Below are 23,675 nucleotides of genomic sequence, written 5' to 3'. Positions count from 1 at the left end.
AGACTGAGAGCGCTCGTTCAATGGAACGCATCAAAGACGCCATCGAGAAGGCCAAGACCCAACGCGAGCAATCCGATGGCGCAGCGCGTGCAAGCGCCGTCCGCCTGACGGCTGTGAAACCCCAGAACACGGGTGATCGCGGTCCGACTTCCGAGCTGGACACGCAGGTCCAGTATCGGCAGACGCCGGTGATCCAGCTGGATCCCGAACACCTCTCGAGCCAGCGCATCGTGGCGCACGAGAAGATGCACCCGGTCTCGTGGGCATTCGATTTGCTGCGCACCCAGGTGCTGCAGAAGATGGATGAGAACGGCTGGCGCACGCTGGCGGTCACGTCACCGACGATGGAGTCGGGCAAGACGGTGGTGGCGATCAACCTGGCGATCGGTATCGCGCAGCAGACCAACAGAACGTCTCTGTTGATCGACTTCGATCTTCGTCGCCCTCGCGTCGCGAGTTCGCTCGGCCTGCAACGGGACGTCTCGCTGAATCAGGTGCTGGCAGGCAACGCCCGTATCGAGGACGCGATGGTGAATCCAGGCATTCCCCGGTTTGTCGTCCTCCCCACGCAGCGCCCCATCCCCAGCTCGGCCGAGGTGCTGGGCTCAAGCAGGGTGGCCGCGCTCATGAGCGAATTGCGTGAGCACTACTCGGATCGCGTGGTGGTGGTGGATCTGCCGCCCGTGCTCGCGGCCGACGATGTGCTGGCGGTGCTCCCTCGTGTCGATTGTGTGCTGATGGTGGTCGGCAATGGCGTGTCGACCAAGAAGGAAATCGAAGAGTCGATGAGCCGCCTCTCGAAATTCAACCTGCTCGGGGTCGTCCTGAACAAGGACGAGGCGCCCGTCAACAACGCCTATTACTGAGCGCCCTGTCCTGAGTCCGGACACCGCAAGGTGCCGTCGCTCGCCCTCTGATCCGACTCAGGGCCTTTCCGCCCCGATGCGGCCTGCAACCATCTGAATCCAAGGAGCCGTAAAGCCGTGCCAGAGCATATACGTGCGCTCGTCGTGGTGCTGGTGGTGAGCAGCCTGGTGTGGTGGATGGCCCGGCCGGCCATCGTCCAGATCATTCCGGCCAAGACCTTCTCCCGCTGGCGCACGCTCTGGTACGTCACGACACTGGCCTGGTTCCTGGGCCAGAGCTTCTGGCTCTACGCCATCTTCATGCTCGTGGTGCTGCTCGTGGCAGGCAAACGCGAGCCCTACGTGCTGGGGCTGTACTTGTTGTTGCTCATGGCGGCCCCCCCGTCTGAGTTACGCATACCGGGTTTCGGCGTCATTGACCACCTTTTTGTGCTGAGCCACCCCAGGCTGCTTGCGTTGGCCTTGTTGCTGCCGTGTGCATGGCGCCTGTCATCTCGCGCGTCGACGGTCCGGCTCTTTAGTTCGCCCGTCGACTGGATGGTCGTGGGCTACCTGTTGCTGAACTCGGCACTCGCGTTCAGAGAGGGCAACTTCACCAACGACACGCGGGCTGCGTTGATGCTGTGGGTGGACTTCTTCCTGCCGTATTACGTTGCCAGCCGAAGCCTGCAGGACAGGGAGGGCTTCCGCCATGCGCTGGTGGGCCTTGCGCTGGCCGGAGCGTTGCTGGCCGCACTGGCCGCGGTCGAAGTCCTGCGCAACTGGAAACTTTATGAGGGTGCCACCGCAGCGCTGGGCCTCCACACCTTTGGCGCCTACAAGATGCGGGGCAGTTTCATCCGGCCCAGCGTGACCGTTGTCGACTCCATCGCCCTGGGGTATTGCATCGTGGTGGCGGCCGGATGCTTTCTCTATCTGCAGCGAATGGTTGAAAACCGCACGAAGCGATGGCTCGGCTGGTTGGGGTTGGGCGTCGGCGTGCTGATGTCCCTGTCCCGTGGGCCGTGGGTGGGTGGCTTGCTGGTGATCTTCATGTTCATGCTGACGAGTGCTCGGCCTATCAAGCGCTTGTTTCAGAGTGGTGTGGTTGCTGTGGTCCTGGGGACGGGCTTGCTGGTGTCTCCCATCGGGCAGGATGTCGTCAACCTTCTGCCTTATGTAGGCCAGGAGGAGCAGGAGAACGTTGATTACCGTGCCGACCTGTTGACGGTTTCGATTCCCGTGGTGGAGCGCAATCTGCTGTTTGGTTCGTCCGATTTCATCTACGCGCCGGAACTGCAGGTGATGAAGCAGGGCGAAGGGATCATCGATATCGTCAACAGCTATCTGGCAGTCGCGCTGTATGCCGGTATGGTCGGCCTGTTCCTTTTCGCCGGTATGTTCCTGTTTTCACTGCTGGGGCTGCGGCGTTGCATTCGGCGGGCGCGGCAGGCCAAGGATGACGACCGGGAGATACTGGGGCGGGCGCTCTTTTCCTCGCTGGTCGGTGTGATGTTCATCATCTTCACCGTCAGCGGGGTGTACATCGTGCCGACCATGTATTTCACGCTGATTGGCATCTGTTCTGGCTATATCCTGTGGCAGCAAGCCGACGACAAGGCAAAACGGGCGGGTGTCAAAGCATGAGTGTTTCCGTCGACAACGAGCCAGCCAGCGCGCCGGCCCCCCAGAGTTTCGGTGGCCGGGCCCGGTCCGGGACGGTCTGGATCATTGCCGGCTTCGGCCTGGGGCAGATTCTTCGGCTGGTGGGCAACGTGGCGCTGGCAGCCATCCTGTTCGAGGAGGCCTTCGCCCTGATGGCCATCGTCACGGCGGTGATGATGGGGCTGGCCATGTTTTCCGATATCGGCTTGCAGCCCAGCGTGGTCCAGAACCCTCGCGGAGAAGACCCCGACTTCCTGAACACGGCCTGGACCTTGCAGGTCATTCGCGGGGTTTGCCTGTTTCTGGTGGCTGTGGTGCTGGCCTGGCCGCTGTCGAGCATCTACGGTGCGAACGACCCCAAGGCGTATGAGCTGCTGTATCTGATCCCCATCGTCGCACTGACGTCCCTGCTGGATGGGGTGCAGTCGCCCAGTGTGATGACGGCGGCGCGGCACCTCAAGATCAAGGAGGTCACCAAGCTGGAGTTCATCGTGGTGCCCTTCAACGTGGGCGTGATGCTGCTGCTGGCCTGGCACTTTCGCTCCGTGTATGCGCTGGCTGTGGCCTCGGTCCTGTCCGCGGTGCTGCGCACGGTACTGACCTACTGCATGCTCGACAAGGCCAGGCCCCGGCTGCGCTGGGATCCCACGGCTGTGCGGGCCATCATCTCGTTCGGCAAATGGGTGTTCCTCAGCACCTTGTTCAGCTTCCTGGCCGCCCAGCTCGACCGGCTGGCGCTGGCCGGCATGTTCAGCCTGGCCGAGGTAGGTGTCTATTCCATCGCGGCGAGTCTCGCGATCATCGTGCCGACGCTCGTGGGCAAGCTTCAATGGACCGTGCTGTTTCCCTGGTACTCGCGGATGCTCGAAGAAGGCATGCCGCTGCCCATTGCGTTCGCGAGGACGCGCACGGCCATGATGGTTACTTCCAGCGTCATGTGCACGGCATTGATCGCCGGAGCCGGCAGCTTCTTCGACTTTGCCTACGACGATCGCTACGCCATGGGCGGAACGCTGCTCCCGATCCTGGCATTCGGGGCCTGGTTCGCCTGCCTGGAGACCATGTATGGCGCGACGTTCGTGGCGTCCGGCCGTCCCAAGTGGGCCGCTTTCACCAACGCGTGCAAGGTGGCCACCTACGCTCTGCTTCTTGCCTGCGTGTCGTGGTTCGGTCTGAGCATTGTGGTGGCCGCCATCTTCCTCTCACTGAGCGAGTTGCTGCGGTGGGTGGTCTGCCATGGCCTGGGACGGCGGCTGGGATTGCGCAATGCCCGATCGGAGGTCGGAATACTTGGGATTTTCGTCGCGGCTTCTCTCGCGGGCTGGTGGCTGGTCGAGCGCGCGCCCGTTGTGTCCGACCTGCACCCCCTCGTGCGGTTGCTGATACTCGGCGTCGCCATCGTCCTGATGTTCACGCCATTGGTGCTCCGGTTCGTGCTACCGCTGGTCAGGCGGCGGTGAGGCGGCGGTGAGGCGGCGATGAGGCGGCGATGAGGGCGCCCGCGCCTGCGAGCGCCGGGCGGGCTCAAGCCATCGTGTGCAGAGGAATGTCCTTGTCGATGGCCAGTTGATCCAGCTGCCGGCGTGTCTTGCCCTGAAGAAAGGCGGCGATGGCCACATGGGTCTCGCGCTTGAACAGCGACAGGTGTGCGTCGGTGATCGTGATGCCCGCCGCGGCACAGAGCGCGGCCGCGAAGTGCGGCTCCAGCGCGGCGACAGCCACACGACCATCCTTGCAAGGATAGACGCGGTAGCCCGCGTGCGCACCACCCACCGCGCCGGACGGCTGGGTGAGTCCCCATTGGCGTGGCAAGGCAAGCCAGGCTGCGGCCTCCGACAGCGCCACTTCCTGGAAAGACGTGCGGCCCGTCGTCTTGTGCGCCAGCACCGCCTGCAGCACGGCCTCGCTGGCCATGAGCGCCCCGCCCATGTCGGCGAACAAGGTGGCCGGCAGGTCCAGGCCCGTGACCAGGCCTGCGTCCGCGAGGTAGGTGAGGTCATGACCAGGCTCCTCGGCGCGCGCACCGGGTGCACCCACGATCGCCACCACCGACAGGCCCGGGTGCAGTTTGTGCAGGCGCTTCCAGCCCAGCTGCAGCTTCTCCAGCGCGGATGGCCGGAACGAAGTCAGCAGCACATCGGTGCGTGCCAGCTCTTTGTGCAGCCGGGTCTGGCCCTGGTCTGTCTTGAGATCGACGGCGACGACCTTGATGCCGTCGTGCATGACCGCATACGCCGATGCGTTGTATTGACCCATCGGGTCACCGGGCGTGCCTTGGGGCGCTGCCCTGGGCGCGGGAGGCTCGGCCTTCACGCAGGTGGCCCCCATCGCCTTGAGCCGCATGAAGGCGGCGGGCCCCGGCAGATTGAGGGCGAGGCTGAGCACGCGCACACCGCGCAGCGGCTTGAGAGCGGGAGCGGGGCGGGACGTCTGGGTCATTTCCTTGGCGGCCTGGTGGACGAGATCGTTGCAATGTACCCGCAAGCCTTCGCCAGCAAGGCAAAACGGGCGACATGGTCGCCCGTCCATTGCCGCCCGGCCAAAGGCCTCAGCGTGCGCCGAAATTCAGCGGAAGGCCCACGTAGTTCTCGGCCAGGGAGCGCGACATGGACTCCGAGTTCACGACGTAGTCCAGTTCGGCTTCCTGGATCTTCTGGCCGAAGCCCGCGGTATCGGGGAAACGGTGCATCAGCGAAGTGAGCCACCACGAGAAGCGCTCCGCCTTCCAGACGCGGCGCAGGCAGCGCTCCGAATAGGTGTCGATGCCAGCCGAGGATTTCTCTTGGTAGTACTCGATGAACGCACCTGACAGGTACTTGACGTCGCTGGCCGCCAGGTTGAGGCCTTTGGCGCCGGTCGGCGGCACGATGTGCGCGGCATCACCCGCAAGGAACATACGGCCGAAGCGCATGGGCTCGGCGACGAAGCTGCGCAGTGGCGCAATGCTCTTTTCGATCGTCGGCCCGGTGATCACACGCGACGCCATCTCGGGGTCGAGTCGCAGGCGCAGTTCGTCCCAGAAGCGCTGGTCGCTCCAGTCCTCGACCTTGTCGTCCAGGGGGCATTGCACGTAGTAGCGGCTGCGGGTGGGGCTGCGCATCGAGCACAGTGCGAAGCCGCGCTCGCTGTTGGCGTAGACGATGGCATGGGGTGACACCGGCGGCACATCGGCCAGCACGCCGAGCCAGCCGAACGGGTAGACCTTCTCGAACTCGGTGATGGCCCCTTTGGGCACGCTGGCCCGGCACACACCGTGGAAGCCATCGCAGCCGGCGATGAAGTCGCATTCGATCTCGTGCGTCTGGCCATCCTTCTGATAGCGGACCTTCGGGTTGTTGCCGTCGTAGCCGAGCACTTCGACGTTGGCGGCTTCGTAGACCGTGGGCAGCGCGGCGGCACTGCGTGCTTCCATCAGGTCACGCGTGAGCTCGGTCTGCCCGTAGGCGGTGACCACCTTGCCGTTGGTCAGGCCATGCACGTCGATGGCGTGGCGGGTACCCGCGAACACGAGCTCGATGCTGTGGTGCACGGTGCCCTCGGCATCCAGCCGCTGACCCACGCCGACTTCGCGCAGGAGGTCGGTGGTGATCTGTTCGAGAATGCCGGCTCGAATGCGACCGAGCACGTACTCGCCGCTTTGCCGTTCGACGATGATGTTGTCGATGCCGGCCTTGTGAAGAAGCTGGCCGAGCAGCAGGCCGGAGGGGCCGGCGCCAATGATGGCGACCTGGGTTCGCATAAGTTGTCTCCAGAAGGTGGTGGGGCGCCCGCCGGGGGTTGACCCGAGAGCGCATCCACGCAGCTTAGAAACCGCAGATCTTCCGCGCAACGGCGCCTTCTGGCATTTGCGCGATCATCGGACCCGTTGTGCGATCATCGCGCACATTTCCCATCGGCTGCATAATCCGCGCATGACTGCCGCTTCCACTCCCATCGCCAAGGCCGACTTCATCGAGGGCATGGCCAAGGGCATGGCCGTGCTGGAGAGCTTCGATACCGAGCGCCAGCGCCTCAACGCCACGCAGGCCGCCGAACGGGCAGGGCTCACGCGTGCGGCCGCGCGTCGCCACCTGCTCACGCTGGCGCACCTGGGCTACCTGGAAACGGATGGGAGCCACTATTGGCTGTCGCCCAAGGTGCTGCGCTTCTCGGGCAGCTACCTGGCATCGGCGCGGTTGCCGCGTCTGCTGCAGCCCACGCTCAACCGACTCGCGGCCTTGACGCGGGAGTCGTTTTCGGCCGCCGTGCTGGATGGCGACCAGGTGGTGATCGTGGCGCGCAATGTGTCGCTCGGCGGCCAGCGCCTGATGGCGTACGGCCTCCACCTGGGCGCGCGTCTCCCGGCGCACGCCACGTCCACAGGCCGCGTGCTGCTGGCCGGTCTGCCGCGTCAGGCGTTCTCGGCGTGGCTCAAGGGGAGGGAGCTTGCGCGCCTGACGCCGAACACCACCATCGAGCACAAGGCATTTCGGGAGCTCATCGCGCGCGTGCGCTCGGACGATCTGGCCATCGCACGAGAAGAGCACGAGCTCGGTGTGTTCGCACTGGCGGTGCCATTGCGCAACATGCAAGGCCGCACCGTGGCGGCGCTCAACGTCGTGGCGTCGCCCGACCGGTTCGACTCGCCAGATTTCTCGAGGACTCTGATGCCGCTGTTGCTGGACGCGGCGCGAGAACTTCGTCCGCTGCTCTGAGCCGGTTCAGACGCCCAGGTACTGTTCGAGCAGTTCGGGTTGTGTGTGCAGCTGTTCCGAGCTGCCCTCGAACACCACCTCGCCCTTGACCAGGATCACGTTGCGGTCGGTGATCTGGGTGACGTGCTTCCAGTTCTTGTCAACGATCACACTGCTGATGCCGCTTTCGCGGATCAGGCCGCAGATGCGCCAGATCTCGCGCGCAATCAACGGGGCCAGGCCCTCGGTGGCTTCGTCGAGGATGAGCAGGTCGGGGTTGGTCATGAGCGCCCGGCCGATGGTCAGCATCTGCTGCTCGCCGCCGCTGAGTTGCTGACCGCCGTGGTTCAGGCGCTCGGCCAGACGCGGGAAGGTCTCGAGCACGCGGTCGTACGTCCATTCGCGCTGACCCTGCGTGCCTTCGCGGGCGGACATCATCAGGTTTTCCTTCACGCTCAGGTTGCCGAAGATGCCGCGGCCTTCGGGCACGTAGGCAATGCCCTGGCGCGCGATCTCGAAGGTGGGGGCGCCGGTCATGTCGCGGCCCTTCACGTGCACCTTGCCGCCGCTGGGTCTGACGATGCCCATGAGGGACTTCAGCAGTGTGGTCTTCCCCATGCCGTTGCGTCCCATGAGGCCGATGGTCTGGCCCTTGTAGACGGTGAAGTCCACACCGCGCAGGATGTGGCTCGCCCCATAGTGGGTGTGGATGCCCTGGGCTTCGATGAGTGCGCTCATGCGTGCTCCTCGCCGAGGTAGGCGGCCTGCACACCTGCGTCGCTGCGCACTTCCGCAGGCGTGCCGCTGGCGATCACCTGGCCATTGACCATCACGGTCAGGCGGTCGGCGAGGGTGAACACGGCGTCCATGTCGTGCTCCACGAGCATCATGGCGTGGTCCTTCTTGATTCTCAGCAGCAGTTCGACCATGCGTTCGGCCTCGGCATGGCCCATGCCTGCCAGGGGCTCGTCCAGCAGCAACACGGTGGGCTCGGTGGCCAGCGTCATGGCAATCTCCAGCTGCCGCTGCTCGCCGTGGCTGGTGGTCCCTGCCACGGTGTGGGTGCGGGCCTTGAGACCGGCGAGCTCGATGGCCCGCTCACAGCGGCGGTTGACCGCGGTCATCGCGCTGGCACTGGAGAGCCAGCGCAGGGGGTTCCACGGACCATGCCGTTCGCGTGACTGCGCGGCGAGGCGCACGTTGTCCCACACGGTGAAGGGCAGGAAGATGTTGGTCTTCTGGTAGCTGCGGCCCAGCCCCATGCGTGAAATACGTTCGGGGCTTTTGCCGGCCGTCTCGTTGCCGTTGAGTGTGATCCGGCCGGAGCTGGGCGGCAAGTCGCCCGAGAGCAGGTTGGTCAGCGTGGATTTGCCCGCACCGTTGGGGCCGATCACCGCATGGATGCGGTCGCGGTGCAGATCCACCGACACGTCGTTGACGGCGGCGAGGCCGCCAAAGCGCTTGGTGAGGTTGCGGGCAGACAGCAGCAGCTCGTTCATGGCGCGCCCCGCTTTCCGGTGAACTGGCTGAACAGGCCGAGCAGGCCGCGTGGCGCGAACACCACCACCAGCACGATGAAGCCGCCCATGAGCAACTGCCAGTGCTTGGTGAGGTCCTTGAAGAAGTGCATCACGTACTCGAACGCGAAGGCACCGACGATCGCGCCCGCGAAGTTGCCCATGCCACCCAGGATGACCATCATGATGGCGTGTGCGCTCATGTGGAAGCCCATGAGCTCGGGGTTCACGAAGCCGGTCTGTGCCGCCCAGAGAAAACCCGCCACGCCCGCGAGGGCGCCTGCCAGCGTGAACGCCGCGAGCTTGTAGCCGAAGGTGCCGTAGCCGACCGCACGCATGCGGTGCTCGTTCACGCGGATGCCCGCCAGCACACGTCCGAAGGGCGAGAACAGCACGCGCCGCAGGAAGGCATAGACCAGCACCAGCACGAGCAGCGTGAAGTAATAGAAGGTGGTCTTGTTCTCGAGGTCGATGCCGTTCCAGCCGAACAGCGTGGCTTCAGGGCGGAAGTTCACGTAGATGCCATCGGATCCGCCGAGGGCCTTGTTGTCGAAGAACAGGAAGAACACCATCTGCGCGAATGCCATGGTGACCATGATGAAGTAGATGCCCCGCGTGCGCACCACGAAGAATCCGATGATCAGCGCGGCGAGGGCGGCACCCAGCACGGAGACGGGGAGTGACCACCACAGGCTGATCGGCGTGTCCGCCGGTGTGAGGAAGGCGAGTGCATAGCCGGCCAGGCCGAAGTAGGCCGCATGGCCAAGCGAGACCAGGCCGGTCACGCCCTGCAGGAGATCAAGGCTCATCGCGAAGATGGCCAGGATCATCATCTGCGACAGCATCTGCAGGTAAAAGTCGACGCCGGTCAACGGCATGAGCGGGAAGGCGGCGAGGGCGACTGCACCGAGCAGCAGGACCACCTGCATGCTGCGTGGCAGCTTTTCCAGCTGGGCTTTGGGCGAACTCATTGTTTGAACAGCCCTTCGGGCTTGTAAAGCAGCACGGCGGCCATGAGCATGTACACGGCCATGCCGGCGATCTGGGGTACGAGCACCTTGCCGAACGTGTCGACCAGACCCACGAGCAGGGCGGCCACCAGTGCGCCCCGAACCGAACCGATGCCACCGATGACGACCACCACGAAGCACATGATGAGCACCGAACTGCCCATGCCCGGGTACACGCTGGAGACGGGCGAGGCGATCATGCCGGCGATGGCCGCCAGCGCCACGCCCAGCGCGAACACCACGGCGTGGATGAGGCGGATGTTGATGCCGAGCGATTCGGTCATCTCACGGTTGAATGCGCCGGCACGGATCTTCATGCCCAGGCGTGTGCGGGAGATGAGCAGATAGAGGCCCAGGGCGAGTGCAATGCACACGCCCGACATCACGAGGCGGTACACCGGGTAGGACAGGTTGTCGGTGAGCGGAATCGACCAGTTCAGCATCTCCGGCACCTGCACCGAATGCACGTCATCGCCCCAGAGAATGGAGCGCACTTCCTCGAAGATGTAGATCAGGCCGAAGGTCAGCAGCACTTGATCCAGGTGATCCCGATGATAGAAGTGACGGAACAACAGCCACTCCAGAAGCCAGCCAAACACCACCGCGATCACCGTGCCCAGCACGATGGCGAGCACGAGGCTGCCGAGCTGCGATACCAGGAACCAGGCCAGGTACGCACCGAGCATGTAGAAGCTGCCGTGCGCGAGGTTGACCACGCCCATGATGCCGAAGATCAGGGTGAGTCCGGCGGCCAGCATGAACAGCAGCAGGCCGTACTGCAGACTGTTGAGCAACTGGATCAGGAAGTTGGCGAAATCCATGAGGTGACGCGGGGAGAACCAGGCAGGAACGGCGAGCAAAAACCAGACCAGCGCCTCTGGGCGCCGGTCTGCGGTGGCTTGAAAAGGTGAGGTGGCGCGGGGCGCTCAGCCCATGCGGCAGCCGGTGGCGGGGTCGGCCACGGCCTTCTGTGCAACGCCGATCACCTTGTTTTCCTTGTTCTCGACCTTGCGCATGTAGATGTCCTGGATCGGGTTGTGGGCCTTGCTCATGGTCCACTTGCCGCGCGGGCTGTCGATCACGGCGCCTTCCATGGCGGCGTACAGGGCCTTCTTGTTGTTGAGGTCACCCTTGACCGCATTGGCGCCCTTGATCAGGAGCAGGCCGGTGTCGTAGCCCTGCACGGCATACACGTCGGGTTGCAGGCGGAAGGCCTTGGCGTAGTCCAGGCGGAACTGCTTGTCGCGCGGCGTGTTCAGGGAGTCGCCGTAGTGCATGGTGGTCAGCACCCCGTTGGCAGCCGGCCCTGCGGCCTCCAGCGTGCCTTCGGTCAGGAAGCCCGAACCATACAGCTGGATGCTCTTGTTAAGACCTGCGGCGGCAAAGTCGCTCATGAACTTGGCCGCACCGCCGCCGGCAAAGAAGCAGGCCACCGCGTCGGGCTTGAGCGAGGCGATTTCGGTGAGCAGCGCCTGGAATTCCACGTTGGGGAACGGCAGGCCCAGCTTCTTCATGATGGTGCCGCCCGCGGCGGTGTAGCTCTGCTCGAAGCCTTCGAACGCCTCGTCGCCAGCGGCATAGTTCCAGGTGATCCACACGGCCTTCTTGTGGCCGTTGGCCACCATGGCCTTGCCCAGTGCGAGCGTGGGCTGCGAATTGGTGAAAGAGGTGCGGAACACGTTGGGAGCGCACTGGGCGCGGGTGGCGATGTGCACGCCCGCATTGGGGATCAGGTTGAGCACGCCGGTGTCGCGCGCCACTTTGTGGATGCCCATCTGCACGCCCGAGTGCACGGTGCCCACCAGCACGTCGACCTTGTCGCGCTGCACGAGGCGGGTGGCGTTCTCGATGCCCTTGGCGGGGTTGGACTCGTCGTCCACCTTGAAGTACTCGACCTCACGGCCACCCAGCTTGCCGCCCTGTTCGTTGAGCGCCATGCGGAAGCCGTTCTCGATCGCCACGCCGAGCTGGGCGAAGGTGCCCGTGTAAGGCAGCATGAAGCCCACACGCACCTTGTCCGACTGGGCACGCACGATCTGCGGCAGCAGCAGGCCGCTGGATGCGGCACCAATCACGGCGGCGCTGCGGGTCAGAACGATTCGGCGGGTGGTCATGAAAGTCTCCTGTGGGGTGGTTGCCAGAATGCGGTTCACTGTAGACGGGGGGTAGGGGGGTTGACGATCCAGAATTACCCGTACTTGAGGTTTAAAACATTTACATCTGAATTTCAGCGACCGGGTGGTGTCACACCCCGGTCTGCGGCTGCAGCGCACTGCTCAGCCATTCGCGACACCACGCTGCGCCCACCGACTCAGCGTCGGCGTTTTCGGCGGCATCGATACGAAACACCTCACCGATGCGCACCGCACCCAGATCGGCCAGACGTTCGTCGAAGCGGAGCCCGCCGTTGCAGAAGGTTTGGGGATGGGTGCTGCTGTCGCCCAGAGCGATCACGCCGTAGCGCACATGGCCGAGAAACCTGGGCTGACTGCCCAGGGAGTCGTACAACGCATGGGCGTTGTCTGGCACATCACCCGCACCGTAGGTTGAAGTGCATATGAGATATAGTGCATCTTCGTCAAAAACCCCGATGTCCAGGCCGTTCATCATGCGGACTTCGATCGGGTTGATCAGATCGGCGCAGTCCATCTCGATGGCTTGGGCCACGTACTCGGCGGTGTTGGTCATGGTGCCAACAAGGATGAGGAGCTTGGAAGGTGGGTTCATGGCAATGAAGCTGCAATATACTTCATGATCCATGGGTGCCTCATCGGGTAAACCCGCAGTTCTGCGGTGGATGTGGCTGCAAAGCGGGGTGCTGGCCTGCCCGGAGGGACTCGAACCCCCGACCTGCTGCTTAGAAGGCAGCTGCTCTATCCAGTTGAGCTACGGGCAGAAAGGGTGGCCGCGATACAAAAAAGGCCCACACTGTGGGCCTTTTTGTTCTTGAAGAATGGTCGGAGCGGCGGGATTCGAACTCGCGACCCTCTGCTCCCAAAGCAGATGCGCTACCAGGCTGCGCTACGCTCCGACTAAGCCGCGCATTGTACCTGCTGAAAGGCAGTGTTCTGACCCACCTCAGCGCTTTTCGTACTGTGTCTTGCCAAACAGCACCTCGCGCGCCTTCTCATCGGTGATGGGTTTGCGCACATCGGCCAGTACCGCCACGCCGCGTTGCACTGCTGGCCGGGCGGCGATGGTGTCGAACCATTGCTTGAGGTGCGGGTAGTCCGCCCAGTCGATGCCCTGGTTCTGCCAGTTCCGCAACCAGGGAAAGATGGCCATGTCGGCCACCGTGTACTGGTTGCCTGCGATGAACTTCTGGTCCTTCAACTGCCGGTCCATCACGCCGTACAGCCGCCGTGCCTCATTGGTGTATCGGTTGATGGCGTACTCGATCTTCTCGGGGGCGTACTGCCGGAAGTGATGGTTCTGGCCGAGCATGGGCCCAACGCCACCCATCTGGAACATCAGCCATTCGAGGACCTTGAATCTGGCGCGATCGCTCTTGGGCAGGAACTTGCCTGTCTTCGACGCGAGATAGAGCAGGATGGCGCCCGACTCGAACAGGCTGATGGGCTTGCCGTCCGGACCATGGGGGTCGACCAGGGCGGGAATCTTGTTGTTGGGGCTGATCTTCAGGAATCCTGGTTCGAACTGATCGCCCTGACCGATGTTGACAGGGTGCGCAAGCCAGTCGCGCCCGAGGCGCAGTCCGCATTCCTCCAGCATGATGTGGACTTTGTGACCGTTGGGGGTGGCCCAGGAGTAGGCGTCGATCATGACATTTGCCTTGTTTGCGGTTGAGGGTGTATCCGGAAGCGAGCCACTCTACGGGAAAATCCAGGGCGATGTTTGATCGACTGAAAAATGCCTTGAGCAGACGGCAGGAAGCCGGCCTTCGTCTGCAGCCGTTGGCGCAATGGGCAGATGACAACGACCTGCAATACGCCCCTCTGGTCGCCGACACCTGGGCCATGCATGGTGACTGGTGTGGACGGCCTGTGCGCATCGAATGCGCCGTTCCGTCACGTCCCTTCATCAAGGGCGCCGAATTCATGGCCCGCCTGGACCTGGGACGCGCCACGCCAGACAGCGTGGTGGTGATGAACCGCATGCTCAAGCACCACCTGGAGCGTTGGGCCAACGAGCTGTATTCCCGTTACACCGAAGCGCTGAAGACCACGGCGCAGCAGGTGCCTGACGAGATCCGCTGGCTCTCCATGTTCCGCGACACGGGCTGGTCTGGACCGGAGCAGCGCTTCTGGGCGCGGCATGCGGTGTTGACCAACGCGCCCGACGTTGCACGGGACTGGATGCAGGAAGAAGGGCCCCAGCGCCTGATGTGCTGGCCCGAAGGCACGGTTGGGCCGGAAACGCCACTCATGCTGATGCTCATCAAGGGCCGGGCTTGCATGCGACTGCAGCTTGACCACGGGCACGACACCCGCACGGTGCTGCACGCCCTGGACCTGTTTCGCCACTTCGGCCAGCAGGCCCTGGAGCTTCCGGAAGCCGTCTGAGTTTGCTCAGAACCCGCGCGTGACGGGCATCTCCACCTCGGTCTTCACCAGCATGTGCTTGGCCAGTTCCAGCTTGGCGATGGACTGGCGGTGCACTTCGTCCGGGCCATCGGCCAGGCGCAGCGTGCGTTGCCCTGCATAGGCATAGGCCAGCGGGAAATCGTCGCTCACGCCGCCACCGCCATGCGCCTGGATGGCCATGTCGATGATGTCGCAGGCCATGTTGGGTGCAACCACCTTGATCATCGCGATTTCGGCCTTGGCCACCTTGTTGCCCACGGTGTCCATCATGTAGGCCGCCTTCAACGTGAGAAGGCGTGCCATCTCGATGCGGCAGCGTGCATCGGCAATGCGTTCGTGCCAGACCGACTGGGCGGACACCGGTTTGCCGAAAGCGATGCGGCTGTTCAACCGCTTGCACATGAGTTCAAGCGCACGTTCTGCCGCGCCGATGGAGCGCATGCAATGGTGGATGCGGCCTGGGCCCAGCCGGCCTTGCGCGATCTCGAACCCGCGGCCTTCGCCGAGCAGGATGTTGCCCACCGGCACGCGAACGTCCTTGAGCACCACTTCCATATGGCCGTGTGGCGCGTCGTCGTAGCCGAACACGGACAGCGGCCGCACCACCGTGATGCCTTTGCTGTTGGCCGGCACGATGATCATCGATTGCTGCGAGTGGCGCGGCGCATCGGGATTGGTCTTGCCCATGACGATGTAGACCGCGCAACGAGGGTCACCGGCACCGGACGACCACCACTTGCGGCCATTGATCACGTAGTGGTCACCGTCGCGTTCGATGCGGCACTGGATGTTGGTGGCGTCCGATGAGGCCACCTCGGGTTCCGTCATGAGGAAGGCGGAGCGGATCTCGCCACGCAGCAGCGGCTCCAGCCACTCGTCCTTGAGTTCCTCGCTCGCGTAGCGCTCGAAGGTCTCCATGTTGCCGGTGTCGGGTGCCGAGCAGTTGAAGACCTCGGCCGCGAAAGGCACGCGGCCCATGATCTCGCACAGCGGCGCGTACTCGAGGTTCGACAAACCCTGCGGTGCGCGCGGGCTGCGCGGCAGGAACAGGTTCCAGAGGCCAGCCTTGTGCGCCTTGGGTTTGAGTTCTTCGATGATGGCCGTCGGCAGCCAGGGGTTGCCCTTGGCCCGGTTGGCTGCGATCTCGGCGTAGAAGCGCGCCTCATTGGGGTAGATGTGCTCATCCATGAACGCCAGCAGGCGTTCGCGCATGTCCTTGACCTTGTCGGTGTAGTCGAAATTCATCGTGGCTCCAGTGAATGGTGGGTGTTTGGTGGGTGGCCTCAGTGCGCGCTGGCGAAACCCCAGGCCATCTCGGCCAGTGGGCGGGCGCCGGCAGCAGACCTCACCGCCTGTTCGCTGGAAGCCGTGCCGGCCTCCACCCGTTTGGCGATGCCCTGAAGAATGGCCGCGAGGCGGAACATGTTGTAGGCGAGGTAGAAGTTCCAGTCGGCCTTGAGCGCTTCGGGCGAGGCGATGCCGGTTCGTTCGCAGTAGCGGGCGATGTAGGCGTCTTCTGAGGGAATGCCCAGCTGGGCCAGATCAAGCCCGTTGATGCCACGGAACATGCCTGGCGGGATGTGCCACGACATGCAGTGGTAGCTGAAGTCGGCCAGGGGGTGGCCGAGCGTCGAGAGCTCCCAGTCCAGCACCGCGAGCACGCGTGGCTCGGTGGGATGGAACATGAGGTTGTCCAGCCGGAAGTCGCCGTGCACCACGGACACCTTGGACTCGTCGCGCGCCATGGCCGGGATGTTCTGCGGCAGCCACTCCATGAGCCGGTCCATTTCTGGAATGGGTTGCGTGATGGAGGCCTGGTATTGCTTGCTCCAGCGGCCGATCTGGCGCTCGAAATAGTTGCCCGGTTTGCCGTAGTCGCTCAGTCCGACGGCATCGGGTCTGACGGTGTGCAGCGCGGCCATGACGCGGTTCATCTCGTCGTAGAGCGCAGCGCGTTGCGCTCGGTCCATGCCGGGCAGGGATTGTTCCCAGAGCACACGGCCCTCCACGCATTCCATGACGTAGAACGCTCGCCCGATGACGGATTCGTCCTCACAGATCACATGCATCTGCGCCACCGGCACGCCGGTGTCCTGCAGCGCGCTCATGACGCGGAACTCGCGCTCGATGGCATGGGCGGATGGCAGCAGCTTGGCGACCGGGCCGGGCTTGGCGCGCATCACGTAATTGCGTTGCGGCGTGATGAGTTTGTAGGTAGGGTTGGACTGGCCGCCCTTGAACATCTCCACCGTCATTGGCCCGGCAAAGCCGGACAGGCGGGGTTGCAGCCAGCGTTCAAGCGCCGCGGTGTCGAAGGCGTGTTGGGCCGAGACGGGCCGGGTGCCGATGAAATTGTTCGTGTCGCTCATGCGTTCAGGTTCCGGCCTGTTGAGTGGGTTGGGCCGGGTCTTGTCGCAGCGACACCGCTGCGCTCAGGACTCGGCTTCGGCGATGCGCATGAGCATGGCCCGGTTGCGCACGACGACGCCCCCTTGCTCGATGCGGATGGCATCTTCGCGCTCCATGGATTTGAGCTCCTGGTTCACGCGCTGGCGGGATGCCCCCAGCAGCTGTGCCAGTTCCTCCTGGGCCAGTTGCAGGCCGATCCGCATCTCGCTGCCATCGGCCAGACAAGGGACGCCATAGCTGCGCACCAGGTGCAGCAACTGCTTGGCCAAGCGCGCGCGCAACGGCAGGGTGTTGAGGTCCTCCACCAAGCCGAACAGTGTGCGAATGCGACGTGCCTGCAGGCGCATCAGCGCTTCGTACAGCTCGACGTGCGTGGTCAGGATTTTCTGGAAGTCGGTGCGTGCCACGCACAGCAGCGTGGTCGCACCATGGGCATAGGCATCGTGCGTGCGCTGGTCGCCGTCGAACATCGCCACATCGCCGAACCAGACACCGGGCTCCACATAGGTCAACGTGATCTGCTTGCCCGAGAGCGAGGTCGAACTCACGCGCACCGCACCCCGTGCAACGGCCGACCACTCGGTCGGCGGATCGCCGCGCGCGACGATCAGGTCGCCGTCCTTGAATCGCTTGACGTGAGCGCATCGGAGTATGTCGTGACGCAGGGAAGGAGAGAGGCTGTTGAACCAGCGACCGTTGTTGATCGCCTCGCGTTCTTCCATTGTCAGAATCGGTTCGTCCATGGGCTGTCTTTTGAGTGACTGGAAATACGCTCATTGTCGCCACTGGGACGCAACGAGGCGATCAGGGTATGCGCGCAGAGCGGCTCCGCGCCCGCCGGCAGGGCGCGTTCAGCGGTAGACGGCGGGACGCTTTTCCATGAAGGCTGCGATGCCTTCGCCCGCGTTGGCGTGGTGCAGGTTGCGCACGAAATGGTCCCGCTCTGCGGTGAGCTGCTGATGCAGGGCATTGGTCGGAGCGTCGTTGACGAGCTCCTTGATGCTCATGAGTGCGTTCGGCGCGCGCGCATTGAGGCGATCGCACAGCGCCAGCGCGTCGCTCAAAGCCTCGCCCTGGGCACTCATTTGCGTGATCACGCCCAGTTGCAGCAGGCGTTCGGCACCAATCCGTTCACCGCACAGCAGCAATTGCAGGGCGGTGGCGCGGGGCAGGGCACGCATGAGGCTCCACGTGGCGCCTCCGTCGGGTGACAGGCCCACGCTGCTGTACGACATGGCGAACACGCTGTTCTGCGCGGCGATGACCAGATCGCAGGCCAGGGCCAGTGAAAAGCCCGCACCTGCGCAGGACCCTTCCACCGCGGCCACCACCGGCTTTGGAAAGGCCCGCATGGTCTCGATCCAGTTGTGCAGGCCCTCGATGCTTTGCGCCTGCACCTCGGGTGGCTGCTGCCGGTTGGTCAGCAGTCGCTGCAGATTCCCACCCGCGCAGAAATGTGCCCCTTCACCCGTGATGACCACGCTGCGCACGTCCGGATTGCTCTCGGCCACATTGAGCGCTTCGACCCCGGCGGCGTACATGTCGGGCCCGAGGGCGTTGCGGTGTTCAGGGTTGCTGATGGTCAGCACCATGGTCTGCCCATGGCTGTGGCTTTTGAGGCTGGCGGTCATGCGGTATCGATCCGTTCTGATGGGGTGTTCAGGCTTCTTCGTGCGTGAGGCTCAGGCCCAGCGCGCCGCGGCGGCGCAACCAGGGGGAGGGGCGATAACGCGGGTCGCCATAGACCGTCTGCAGGTTGAACAGGATCTCCAGCACGTTGGTGGGACCGATGCGGTCGCCCATGGCCAGCGGACCCATGGGGTAACCTAGACCGAGCGTGACCGCCACATCCAGATCGGTTGGCGAGCAGATGCCTTGCTGGCACATGTCGGTCGCGATGTTGATGATGGTGGCCACCACGCGCTGCGTGACGAAGCCACCGCTGTCGCGCACTACGCTCACCGCCTTGCCATCGCTGGCGAAAAGGGCGTGGGCGGCATCGCGCATGTCAGAACGTGTGGCGGGGTTGGTTGCCAGCACACGGCGGCGTGTCGAGGCATCGTCCAGCATCATGTCGATGCCGACTGTGCGCGATGCATCCAGTCGTTCGACGGCGGCGAGCGTGGTGACGTCCAGCCCCAGCGGCGCAACCAGGATCAGTGCGGCGGCCGACGGCGCGGCGGCGGTCTCGATGCGGGCGCCGAGGTCTTTGAGCAACTGGTACAGCTCGGCCCGGCGCGCCGCCTTGGGCGAGACCCAAACCGGCGGCAGTTCGGCGACGACGGGCGCAGGCGCCTCGGCCGGTATCTGGGCCTGTCCTTTGTCGTAGGCGTAGAAGCCTTCGCCCACCTTCTTGCCCACCACGCCACCCGCCAGTCGCTGGGCGGTGATCACGCTGGGGCGGTAGCGCGGTTCCTCGAAATACTGGTGGTAGATCGACTCCATCACCGGGTGCGAGACGTCCAGCGCGGTCAGGTCCATCAGCTCGAACGGGCCAAGCTTGAAGCCCATCTGGTCCTTGAGGATGCGGTCGATGGTGGCGAAGTCCGCCACACGTTCGCCCACCACACGCAGGGCTTCAGTGCCGTAGCCGCGACCCGCGTGGTTGACGATGAATCCAGGTGTGTCCTGCGCGGCCACCGGCGTGTGGCCGAACTGACGGGTGTAGTCAGTCAGGCGCTGGCACACCGAGGCACTGGTCTTGAGTCCGGCAATGACTTCCACCACTTTCATCAGCGGTACGGGGTTGAAGAAGTGATAGCCGGCCAGTTGCGCGGGGCGCTTGAGGGCAGCACCGATCGACGTCACCGACAGGGACGAGGTGTTGGTGGCGAGCACCGCATCGGGGGTGACGATGCCTTCGAGGTCGACAAACAGGCGCTGTTTGACATCCAGCCGCTCGACGATGGCTTCGACCACCAGGTCGCAGGTGGCCAGGTCACTGAGCGAGCCCGCGATCCGCAGGCGGTTCAGACAGGCTTCCATCTGGCTGGCCTCCATCCGGTTCTTGCCCACCAGTGTCTGCCAGGTGGTCTGCAGGGCGGAGCGGGCGGCTTCTGCCGCGCCTGCCTGAACGTCGAACAGCCAGACTTCGCTGCCAGCCTGTGCCGCCATCTGGGCGATGCCTCGGCCCATGGCGCCTGTACCGACAATGCCTGTATTCCGGAATATGGGGTGCATAAGTGTGTTGTATTTGGAATGGACGCGCCTGGAGCTATGACAAAATGCCCAGACGATAGAACGAAGGACTTCCAACGTGCGCCAGACATGGACAGCCTGTATTTTGCTATTAACTGTCTTGAGCAGTTCGGCGGCAACGCTGGGGCGGTACACGGGGGCAGCCGTCATCGGCCAACCTCTCGATGTTCGCGTGCAGGTTCTCCTTGCGCCTGGTGAGGATCTGGCCAACCTGTGCGTCAATGCAGACGTCTTTTACGGCGACCTTCAGTTGTCTCCCGGGCTGGTGCGCACCACACCCCAGAGAAACGCCCCCGACGCAGAGGCGTCGGTCCGCATCCAGGTCCCTTCTCCGATCAACGAACCCTTTGTCACGCTGTACGTACGTGCGGGATGCAGCACACCGTTTACCCGACGCTTCGTCCTGCTGGCCGACCTGCTGAGCGAACCTGCCGCTTCGGCATCTCGATCAGCGCCTGTGGTGGTCGCACCCCCATCGGTGGCCCCGTCCGGCGCTTCGGGGGAGAACCCGGCCGCTGGCTCGACACCCCGGTCTGCCCCCCGCGCTGAAGGTTCTACGGGCAGCCGGTCCGCGCCATCTCCGGGCGCCCCCGCCACCCGAAGCTCGCCTCCGCCGGTTGCGGCGCGTTCCAGCGCGCCCAACCGTGCGAGCAGCGTGGTGCGCCGTCCCGCGCCAGCTCCCGTGCCCGCGCCGCGCCTCCAGCTCGACCCGGTCGAACTCGATCCGGGCATCGAACGCGATCCGACGCTCAAGCTGTCTCCGCAGCTGCTGAGCGAAGCCAATGGCTCCGAGGAGGCACGAGCTGCCGCCGGACTGCTCTGGAAAGCCATCAACGCCTCGCCAGAGGACATCCTGCGCGAGGCGCAAAAGCTCGCCGCGCTGGAGGCCGAAGCCGATCGGCTGCGTGTCGCCAGTGCCCAGAGCCAGAGCACCATCGGTGACCTGAACGTCCAGCTGGAAGAGGCGAGAGATCAGCGCTACCGGAACTGGCTGGTGTATCTGCTGGGTGGCCTTTTGCTGCTGGCCTTACTGGCGCTGCTGATGCTTTCTCGTCGCCGAGACGCGGGGTCCGACGCGTCCCGCGCCTGGTGGTCCGGAACGCAGGAGGAAAAGGCGGGCGCCGCTGCGTTGTTGGCCAAGGCTGACCGCAAGGGTGCCAAGGTGGAGGCGGTCAAGGCCGTGCCCAGGCCGGAGATCGATCTGCATCTTGAGCAGGATTCGTCGCTCGATGACCTGCATCCCCTGGATGGCCAGCCCGTCCCGGAGCGCGGAGGGCCGTCCGATCTGGCCCTGCAGCAGCGCGACCGCAAGGACTTTTCACCCAGTGCGCTGGGCGTGTCGCGTTCCGTGGCCACGGAAGAGTTGTTCGATGTGCAGCAACAGGCCGACTTTTTCGTCTCGCTTGGCGAAGACGAACAAGCCATCCAGGTTCTGCGCAATCATCTGGCCGAGAGCCATGAGCCCAGTCCGTTGGCCTATCTGGACTTGTTCAAGCTATACCACCGTCTGGGCCGGCGCGAGGACTACAACGCGTTGCGGGACGAGTTCAACCACGTCTTCAATGCAGGCGCGCCGCCGTTCAACCAGTACACCGATGGCGGACGGGGCCTCGAGGCCTACGAGTCGGCTTTCAGCCGCATCCAGTCGCTGTGGCCCGAGCCACGGGTGCTCGATCTGATCGAGGAATCCATCTTCCGTGATGTCAGCGACGATGAGGTGGAGGTGTTCGACCTGGAGGCCTATCGCGAGCTGCTGCTGCTGCACGCGATTGCCAAGGAGTTGATCAACCGGGACGAGCGCCCGGCTGCTGTGCAGCACAGTGAGTTCGGACATACGAGCATGCAGCCTCTCAAGGCTCAGGGTCGGCGGACCAGCTTCTCATCGACGAATGTCCTCGGTGAAAAGGCCACGGGGCGCAACACGCAGCCCATGGATCTGGACGCCATGTTGCCTGCGTCATCCCACATCGGCCTGGACATCAACCTGAACGACCTGTCCGAGTTCTCCGCATTCGAAGCCTCGTTGCCCGAGGTGTCGCCGCCTGTTGAACCCTCGGTCAAATCGCTCGACGAGCAGGCCCCGCCCTTCAGCAACCTGATCGATTTCGAGGTGCTGGACTTCATGCCACCTGAAGACGATCCCGGCTCGAAGCCGGACGACAAGCGCTGAAGCGCTGGGTGCCCATGAGAAACGCCGGCTGATGCCGGCGTTTCTCATGGGGTCGACGCCTGGTCAGCGCCGGACTTGCAGTGCACCCGGGTTGACGATGTTGGTCGGGGTGCCCTTGATGTAGTTGATCACGTTGTCGAACGCGGAGGAGAAGTACATCTCATAGCTGTCCTGCTCGACATAGCCGATGTGGGGCGTGCAAATGCAGTTCTCCAGCCGGAGCAGGGCATGGCCTTGCAGGATGGGTTCAGACTCGAAAACATCGATGGCCGCCATGCCCGGGCGCCCCCGGTTCAGCGCTGCAATCAGCGCCTCTGGCTGAATCAGCTCGGCCCGCGAAGTATTGACCAGCAGTGCACTCGTCTTCATCGCGGCCAGATCTTCCTGTGTGACGCATCCGGTGTTGGACGGATCCAGGCGAAGGTGGAGGCTGAGAACGTCGGACGTCTCGAACAGCGCTGCCTTGCTGGGGGCGATGTCAAAACCGTCCGACGCGGCCCGCGCACGGCTCTCTTCGCTGCCCCAGACGATCACGCGCATGCCGAATGCACGCCCATAGCCTGCCACCATCTGGCCGATACGGCCATAGCTCCAGATGCCGAGGGTCTTGCCTCGCAGCACCATGCCAACGCCGAAGTTGACCGGCATCGCCGCGGCTTTCAAGCCCGCTTGCTGCCAGGCGCCGTGCTTCAGGTTGGATACGTACTGCGGAATGCGGCGCATGGCCGCAAGGATGAGCGCCCAGGTGAGTTCGGCGGTGGAGACCGGTGAACCGACACCTTCGGCCACGGCGATACCCCGTTCTGTACAGGCGTTCACATCAACGTGGGAACCGACGCGCCCGGTCTGGGCGATCAGTTTGAGCCGTGGCAGCTTTTCGATCAGTTGGCGCGTGATGGACGTGCGTTCACGGATCAACACCAGCACATCCGCATCACGCAGACGGACCGACAGTTGTCCGACGCCTTTGACCGTATTGGTGAAGACCTTCGCGGGATAGGGTTCCAGTTTGTCTGCGCATCGCAGTTTGCGCACAGCGTCCTGATAGTCGTCGAGGATCACGATATTCATGACGCTATTGTGCCCTCGGCAAACCGGCTCCCCGGGCCGTTGACCCCTCGTTACAAGCCGGGGGCTTTGGCGCGAGTCGCTTGTCTGGCGACCCGCGCAGGCGGCTCGGTGTTCAGGCCGCTCGCGTCGAAAGCAGGCGCTCCTGGTCGGCCAGTCGGTCGAGCTCGGCGCACACATCGTTGATGCGACCCGAAATGACCAGACGGACACCACCGTGGCGCGCGGACGGAGTGTGCTCGACCTGCCGCAGCACGCGAACACGCGGCGCTGCATCTTCAATTCCAGGCGGAACGACACGCAGCGTTGTCGGAGGGTTGGTGACCGAATGCTGCTTGAGCCAACCCGCACGTGCAAAGCGTTGCACCACGCGTGTGGCGATCGGTTCGTTGGCCGCAGGCGTCCTGCGGATGGACGGGGATGGCAGCCAGCAGTCAATCAGTTGCAGGGGCGCTCGCCATGTATTTGTGCTGAAGATTTTTCCCATGTGAAACTCCAAGGATGGGGTCGGACACAGGCAGGATTGAGGATAAGACGCCTTCGCAGGGATGTGCCCGGACCACGGTTGATGTGGCT

At 64.1% G+C, this 23,675-nt stretch carries 22 protein-coding genes and 2 tRNA genes; 6 read left to right on the top strand and 18 right to left on the bottom strand.

The genetic code is table 11. The features are described from left to right. Positions 1-20 precede the first annotated feature (20 nt). The 3 genes from J2X09_RS00360 to J2X09_RS00350 all read left to right on the top strand — a co-directional run bounded on the left by J2X09_RS00360 (position 21) and on the right by J2X09_RS00350 (position 3,970). Positions 21-866: a CpsD/CapB family tyrosine-protein kinase gene (locus tag J2X09_RS00360; protein WP_204731368.1), complete on the top strand. Its 846-nt coding sequence runs from the start codon at positions 21-23 to the stop codon at positions 864-866. Between the two features lie 117 nt (positions 867-983). Then, positions 984-2,492 carry an O-antigen ligase family protein gene (locus J2X09_RS00355; RefSeq protein WP_204731367.1) on the top strand — a complete coding sequence of 503 codons (1,509 nt, stop codon included), beginning with the start codon at positions 984-986 and terminating at the stop codon, positions 2,490-2,492. After that, positions 2,489-3,970 carry an oligosaccharide flippase family protein gene (locus J2X09_RS00350; protein WP_204731366.1) on the top strand — a complete coding sequence of 494 codons (1,482 nt, stop codon included), beginning with the start codon at positions 2,489-2,491 and terminating at the stop codon, positions 3,968-3,970. The genes J2X09_RS00355 and J2X09_RS00350 overlap by 4 nt, the downstream gene beginning before the upstream one ends. Before the next feature lie 64 nt (positions 3,971-4,034). On the opposite strand, the gene J2X09_RS00345 is transcribed toward J2X09_RS00350, so the two are convergent. Next, entirely contained in the window at positions 4,035-4,949 is a 915-nt protein-coding gene (locus J2X09_RS00345) for a CoA transferase (protein ID WP_204731365.1), read from the bottom strand. A gap of 109 nt (positions 4,950-5,058) precedes the next feature. After that, entirely contained in the window at positions 5,059-6,249 is a 1,191-nt protein-coding gene (gene pobA, locus J2X09_RS00340) for a 4-hydroxybenzoate 3-monooxygenase (protein WP_204731364.1), read from the bottom strand. A gap of 172 nt (positions 6,250-6,421) precedes the next feature. On the opposite strand from pobA, the gene J2X09_RS00335 reads away from it, so the two are divergent. Continuing rightward, positions 6,422-7,204, top strand: coding sequence for an IclR family transcriptional regulator domain-containing protein (locus J2X09_RS00335; protein ID WP_204731363.1), 783 nt, complete (start codon positions 6,422-6,424; stop codon positions 7,202-7,204). 6 nt (positions 7,205-7,210) lie between these two features. On the opposite strand, the gene J2X09_RS00330 is transcribed toward J2X09_RS00335, so the two are convergent. The 9 genes from J2X09_RS00330 to J2X09_RS00290 all read right to left on the bottom strand — a co-directional run bounded on the left by J2X09_RS00330 (position 7,211) and on the right by J2X09_RS00290 (position 13,493). Further along, positions 7,211-7,921, bottom strand: coding sequence for an ABC transporter ATP-binding protein (locus J2X09_RS00330; protein ID WP_204731362.1), 711 nt, complete (start codon positions 7,919-7,921; stop codon positions 7,211-7,213). After that, on the bottom strand, positions 7,918-8,682 hold the full coding sequence (locus J2X09_RS00325; protein ID WP_204731361.1) for an ABC transporter ATP-binding protein: 765 nt from the start codon (positions 8,680-8,682) through the stop codon (positions 7,918-7,920). Before J2X09_RS00325 ends, J2X09_RS00330 begins: the two co-directional genes overlap by 4 nt. After that, on the bottom strand, positions 8,679-9,671 hold the full coding sequence (locus J2X09_RS00320) for a branched-chain amino acid ABC transporter permease (RefSeq protein ID WP_204731360.1): 993 nt from the start codon (positions 9,669-9,671) through the stop codon (positions 8,679-8,681). Before J2X09_RS00320 ends, J2X09_RS00325 begins: the two co-directional genes overlap by 4 nt. Beyond that, positions 9,668-10,531, bottom strand: a complete 864-nt coding sequence (locus J2X09_RS00315; RefSeq protein WP_204731359.1) for a branched-chain amino acid ABC transporter permease — start codon at positions 10,529-10,531, stop codon at positions 9,668-9,670. The genes J2X09_RS00320 and J2X09_RS00315 overlap by 4 nt, the downstream gene beginning before the upstream one ends. 105 nt (positions 10,532-10,636) lie before the next feature. Then, positions 10,637-11,824: an ABC transporter substrate-binding protein gene (locus J2X09_RS00310; RefSeq protein WP_204731358.1), complete on the bottom strand. Its 1,188-nt coding sequence runs from the start codon at positions 11,822-11,824 to the stop codon at positions 10,637-10,639. 130 nt (positions 11,825-11,954) lie between these two features. Continuing rightward, the gene (locus tag J2X09_RS00305) at positions 11,955-12,437 is read right to left on the bottom strand and encodes a flavodoxin domain-containing protein (protein ID WP_204731357.1); all 483 of its coding nucleotides are present in this window, start codon (positions 12,435-12,437) and stop codon (positions 11,955-11,957) included. Between the two features lie 92 nt (positions 12,438-12,529). Continuing rightward, a tRNA-Arg gene (locus tag J2X09_RS00300) sits at positions 12,530-12,606 on the bottom strand. A 58-nt stretch (positions 12,607-12,664) separates the two neighbouring features. Next, positions 12,665-12,741 (bottom strand) — tRNA-Pro (locus J2X09_RS00295). A gap of 47 nt (positions 12,742-12,788) precedes the next feature. Further along, a complete protein-coding gene (locus J2X09_RS00290) occupies positions 12,789-13,493 on the bottom strand; it encodes a glutathione binding-like protein (protein ID WP_204731356.1) in 705 nt (234 codons plus the stop codon). Positions 13,494-13,585: 92 nt separating this feature from the next. Between J2X09_RS00290 and J2X09_RS00285 the strand changes: the two genes are divergently transcribed. Further along, positions 13,586-14,233, top strand: coding sequence for a hypothetical protein (locus J2X09_RS00285; protein WP_204731355.1), 648 nt, complete (start codon positions 13,586-13,588; stop codon positions 14,231-14,233). Positions 14,234-14,239: 6 nt separating this feature from the next. Here the strand turns inward: J2X09_RS00285 and J2X09_RS00280 are convergent, their stop codons facing one another. The 5 genes from J2X09_RS00280 to J2X09_RS00260 form a co-directional block, all read right to left on the bottom strand. Beyond that, positions 14,240-15,499, bottom strand: a complete 1,260-nt coding sequence (locus J2X09_RS00280) for an acyl-CoA dehydrogenase family protein (RefSeq protein ID WP_204731354.1) — start codon at positions 15,497-15,499, stop codon at positions 14,240-14,242. A gap of 38 nt (positions 15,500-15,537) precedes the next feature. Further along, positions 15,538-16,623 (bottom strand): phosphotransferase, encoded by a 1,086-nt coding sequence (locus J2X09_RS00275; protein WP_204731353.1) that lies wholly within the window; start codon positions 16,621-16,623, stop codon positions 15,538-15,540. A gap of 63 nt (positions 16,624-16,686) precedes the next feature. After that, complete coding sequence (locus J2X09_RS00270; protein ID WP_204731352.1) at positions 16,687-17,406, bottom strand: Crp/Fnr family transcriptional regulator; 720 nt, start codon at positions 17,404-17,406, stop codon at positions 16,687-16,689. Positions 17,407-17,514: 108 nt separating this feature from the next. After that, a complete protein-coding gene (locus tag J2X09_RS00265) occupies positions 17,515-18,294 on the bottom strand; it encodes an oxepin-CoA hydrolase, alternative type (protein WP_204731351.1) in 780 nt (259 codons plus the stop codon). A gap of 28 nt (positions 18,295-18,322) precedes the next feature. Next, positions 18,323-19,843 (bottom strand): 3-hydroxyacyl-CoA dehydrogenase, encoded by a 1,521-nt coding sequence (locus tag J2X09_RS00260; protein ID WP_204731350.1) that lies wholly within the window; start codon positions 19,841-19,843, stop codon positions 18,323-18,325. Between the two features lie 673 nt (positions 19,844-20,516). Between J2X09_RS00260 and J2X09_RS00255 the strand changes: the two genes are divergently transcribed. Then, on the top strand, positions 20,517-22,031 hold the full coding sequence (locus tag J2X09_RS00255; RefSeq protein ID WP_310306935.1) for a type IV pilus assembly protein FimV: 1,515 nt from the start codon (positions 20,517-20,519) through the stop codon (positions 22,029-22,031). A gap of 63 nt (positions 22,032-22,094) precedes the next feature. On the opposite strand, the gene J2X09_RS00250 is transcribed toward J2X09_RS00255, so the two are convergent. Together J2X09_RS00250 and J2X09_RS00245 are read right to left on the bottom strand one after the other, a co-directional pair. Then, on the bottom strand, positions 22,095-23,102 hold the full coding sequence (locus J2X09_RS00250) for a D-2-hydroxyacid dehydrogenase family protein (protein ID WP_204731348.1): 1,008 nt from the start codon (positions 23,100-23,102) through the stop codon (positions 22,095-22,097). Positions 23,103-23,214: 112 nt separating this feature from the next. Continuing rightward, positions 23,215-23,586 (bottom strand): hypothetical protein, encoded by a 372-nt coding sequence (locus tag J2X09_RS00245; protein ID WP_204731347.1) that lies wholly within the window; start codon positions 23,584-23,586, stop codon positions 23,215-23,217. Positions 23,587-23,675 lie beyond the last annotated feature (89 nt).

The organism is Hydrogenophaga laconesensis, assembly GCF_031457235.1.
GTDB lineage: Bacteria > Pseudomonadota > Gammaproteobacteria > Burkholderiales > Burkholderiaceae_C > Hydrogenophaga > Hydrogenophaga laconesensis.
The sequence above is the reverse complement of the archived record's forward strand: the minus strand, read 5'-3'. Positions and strand labels throughout refer to the sequence as shown.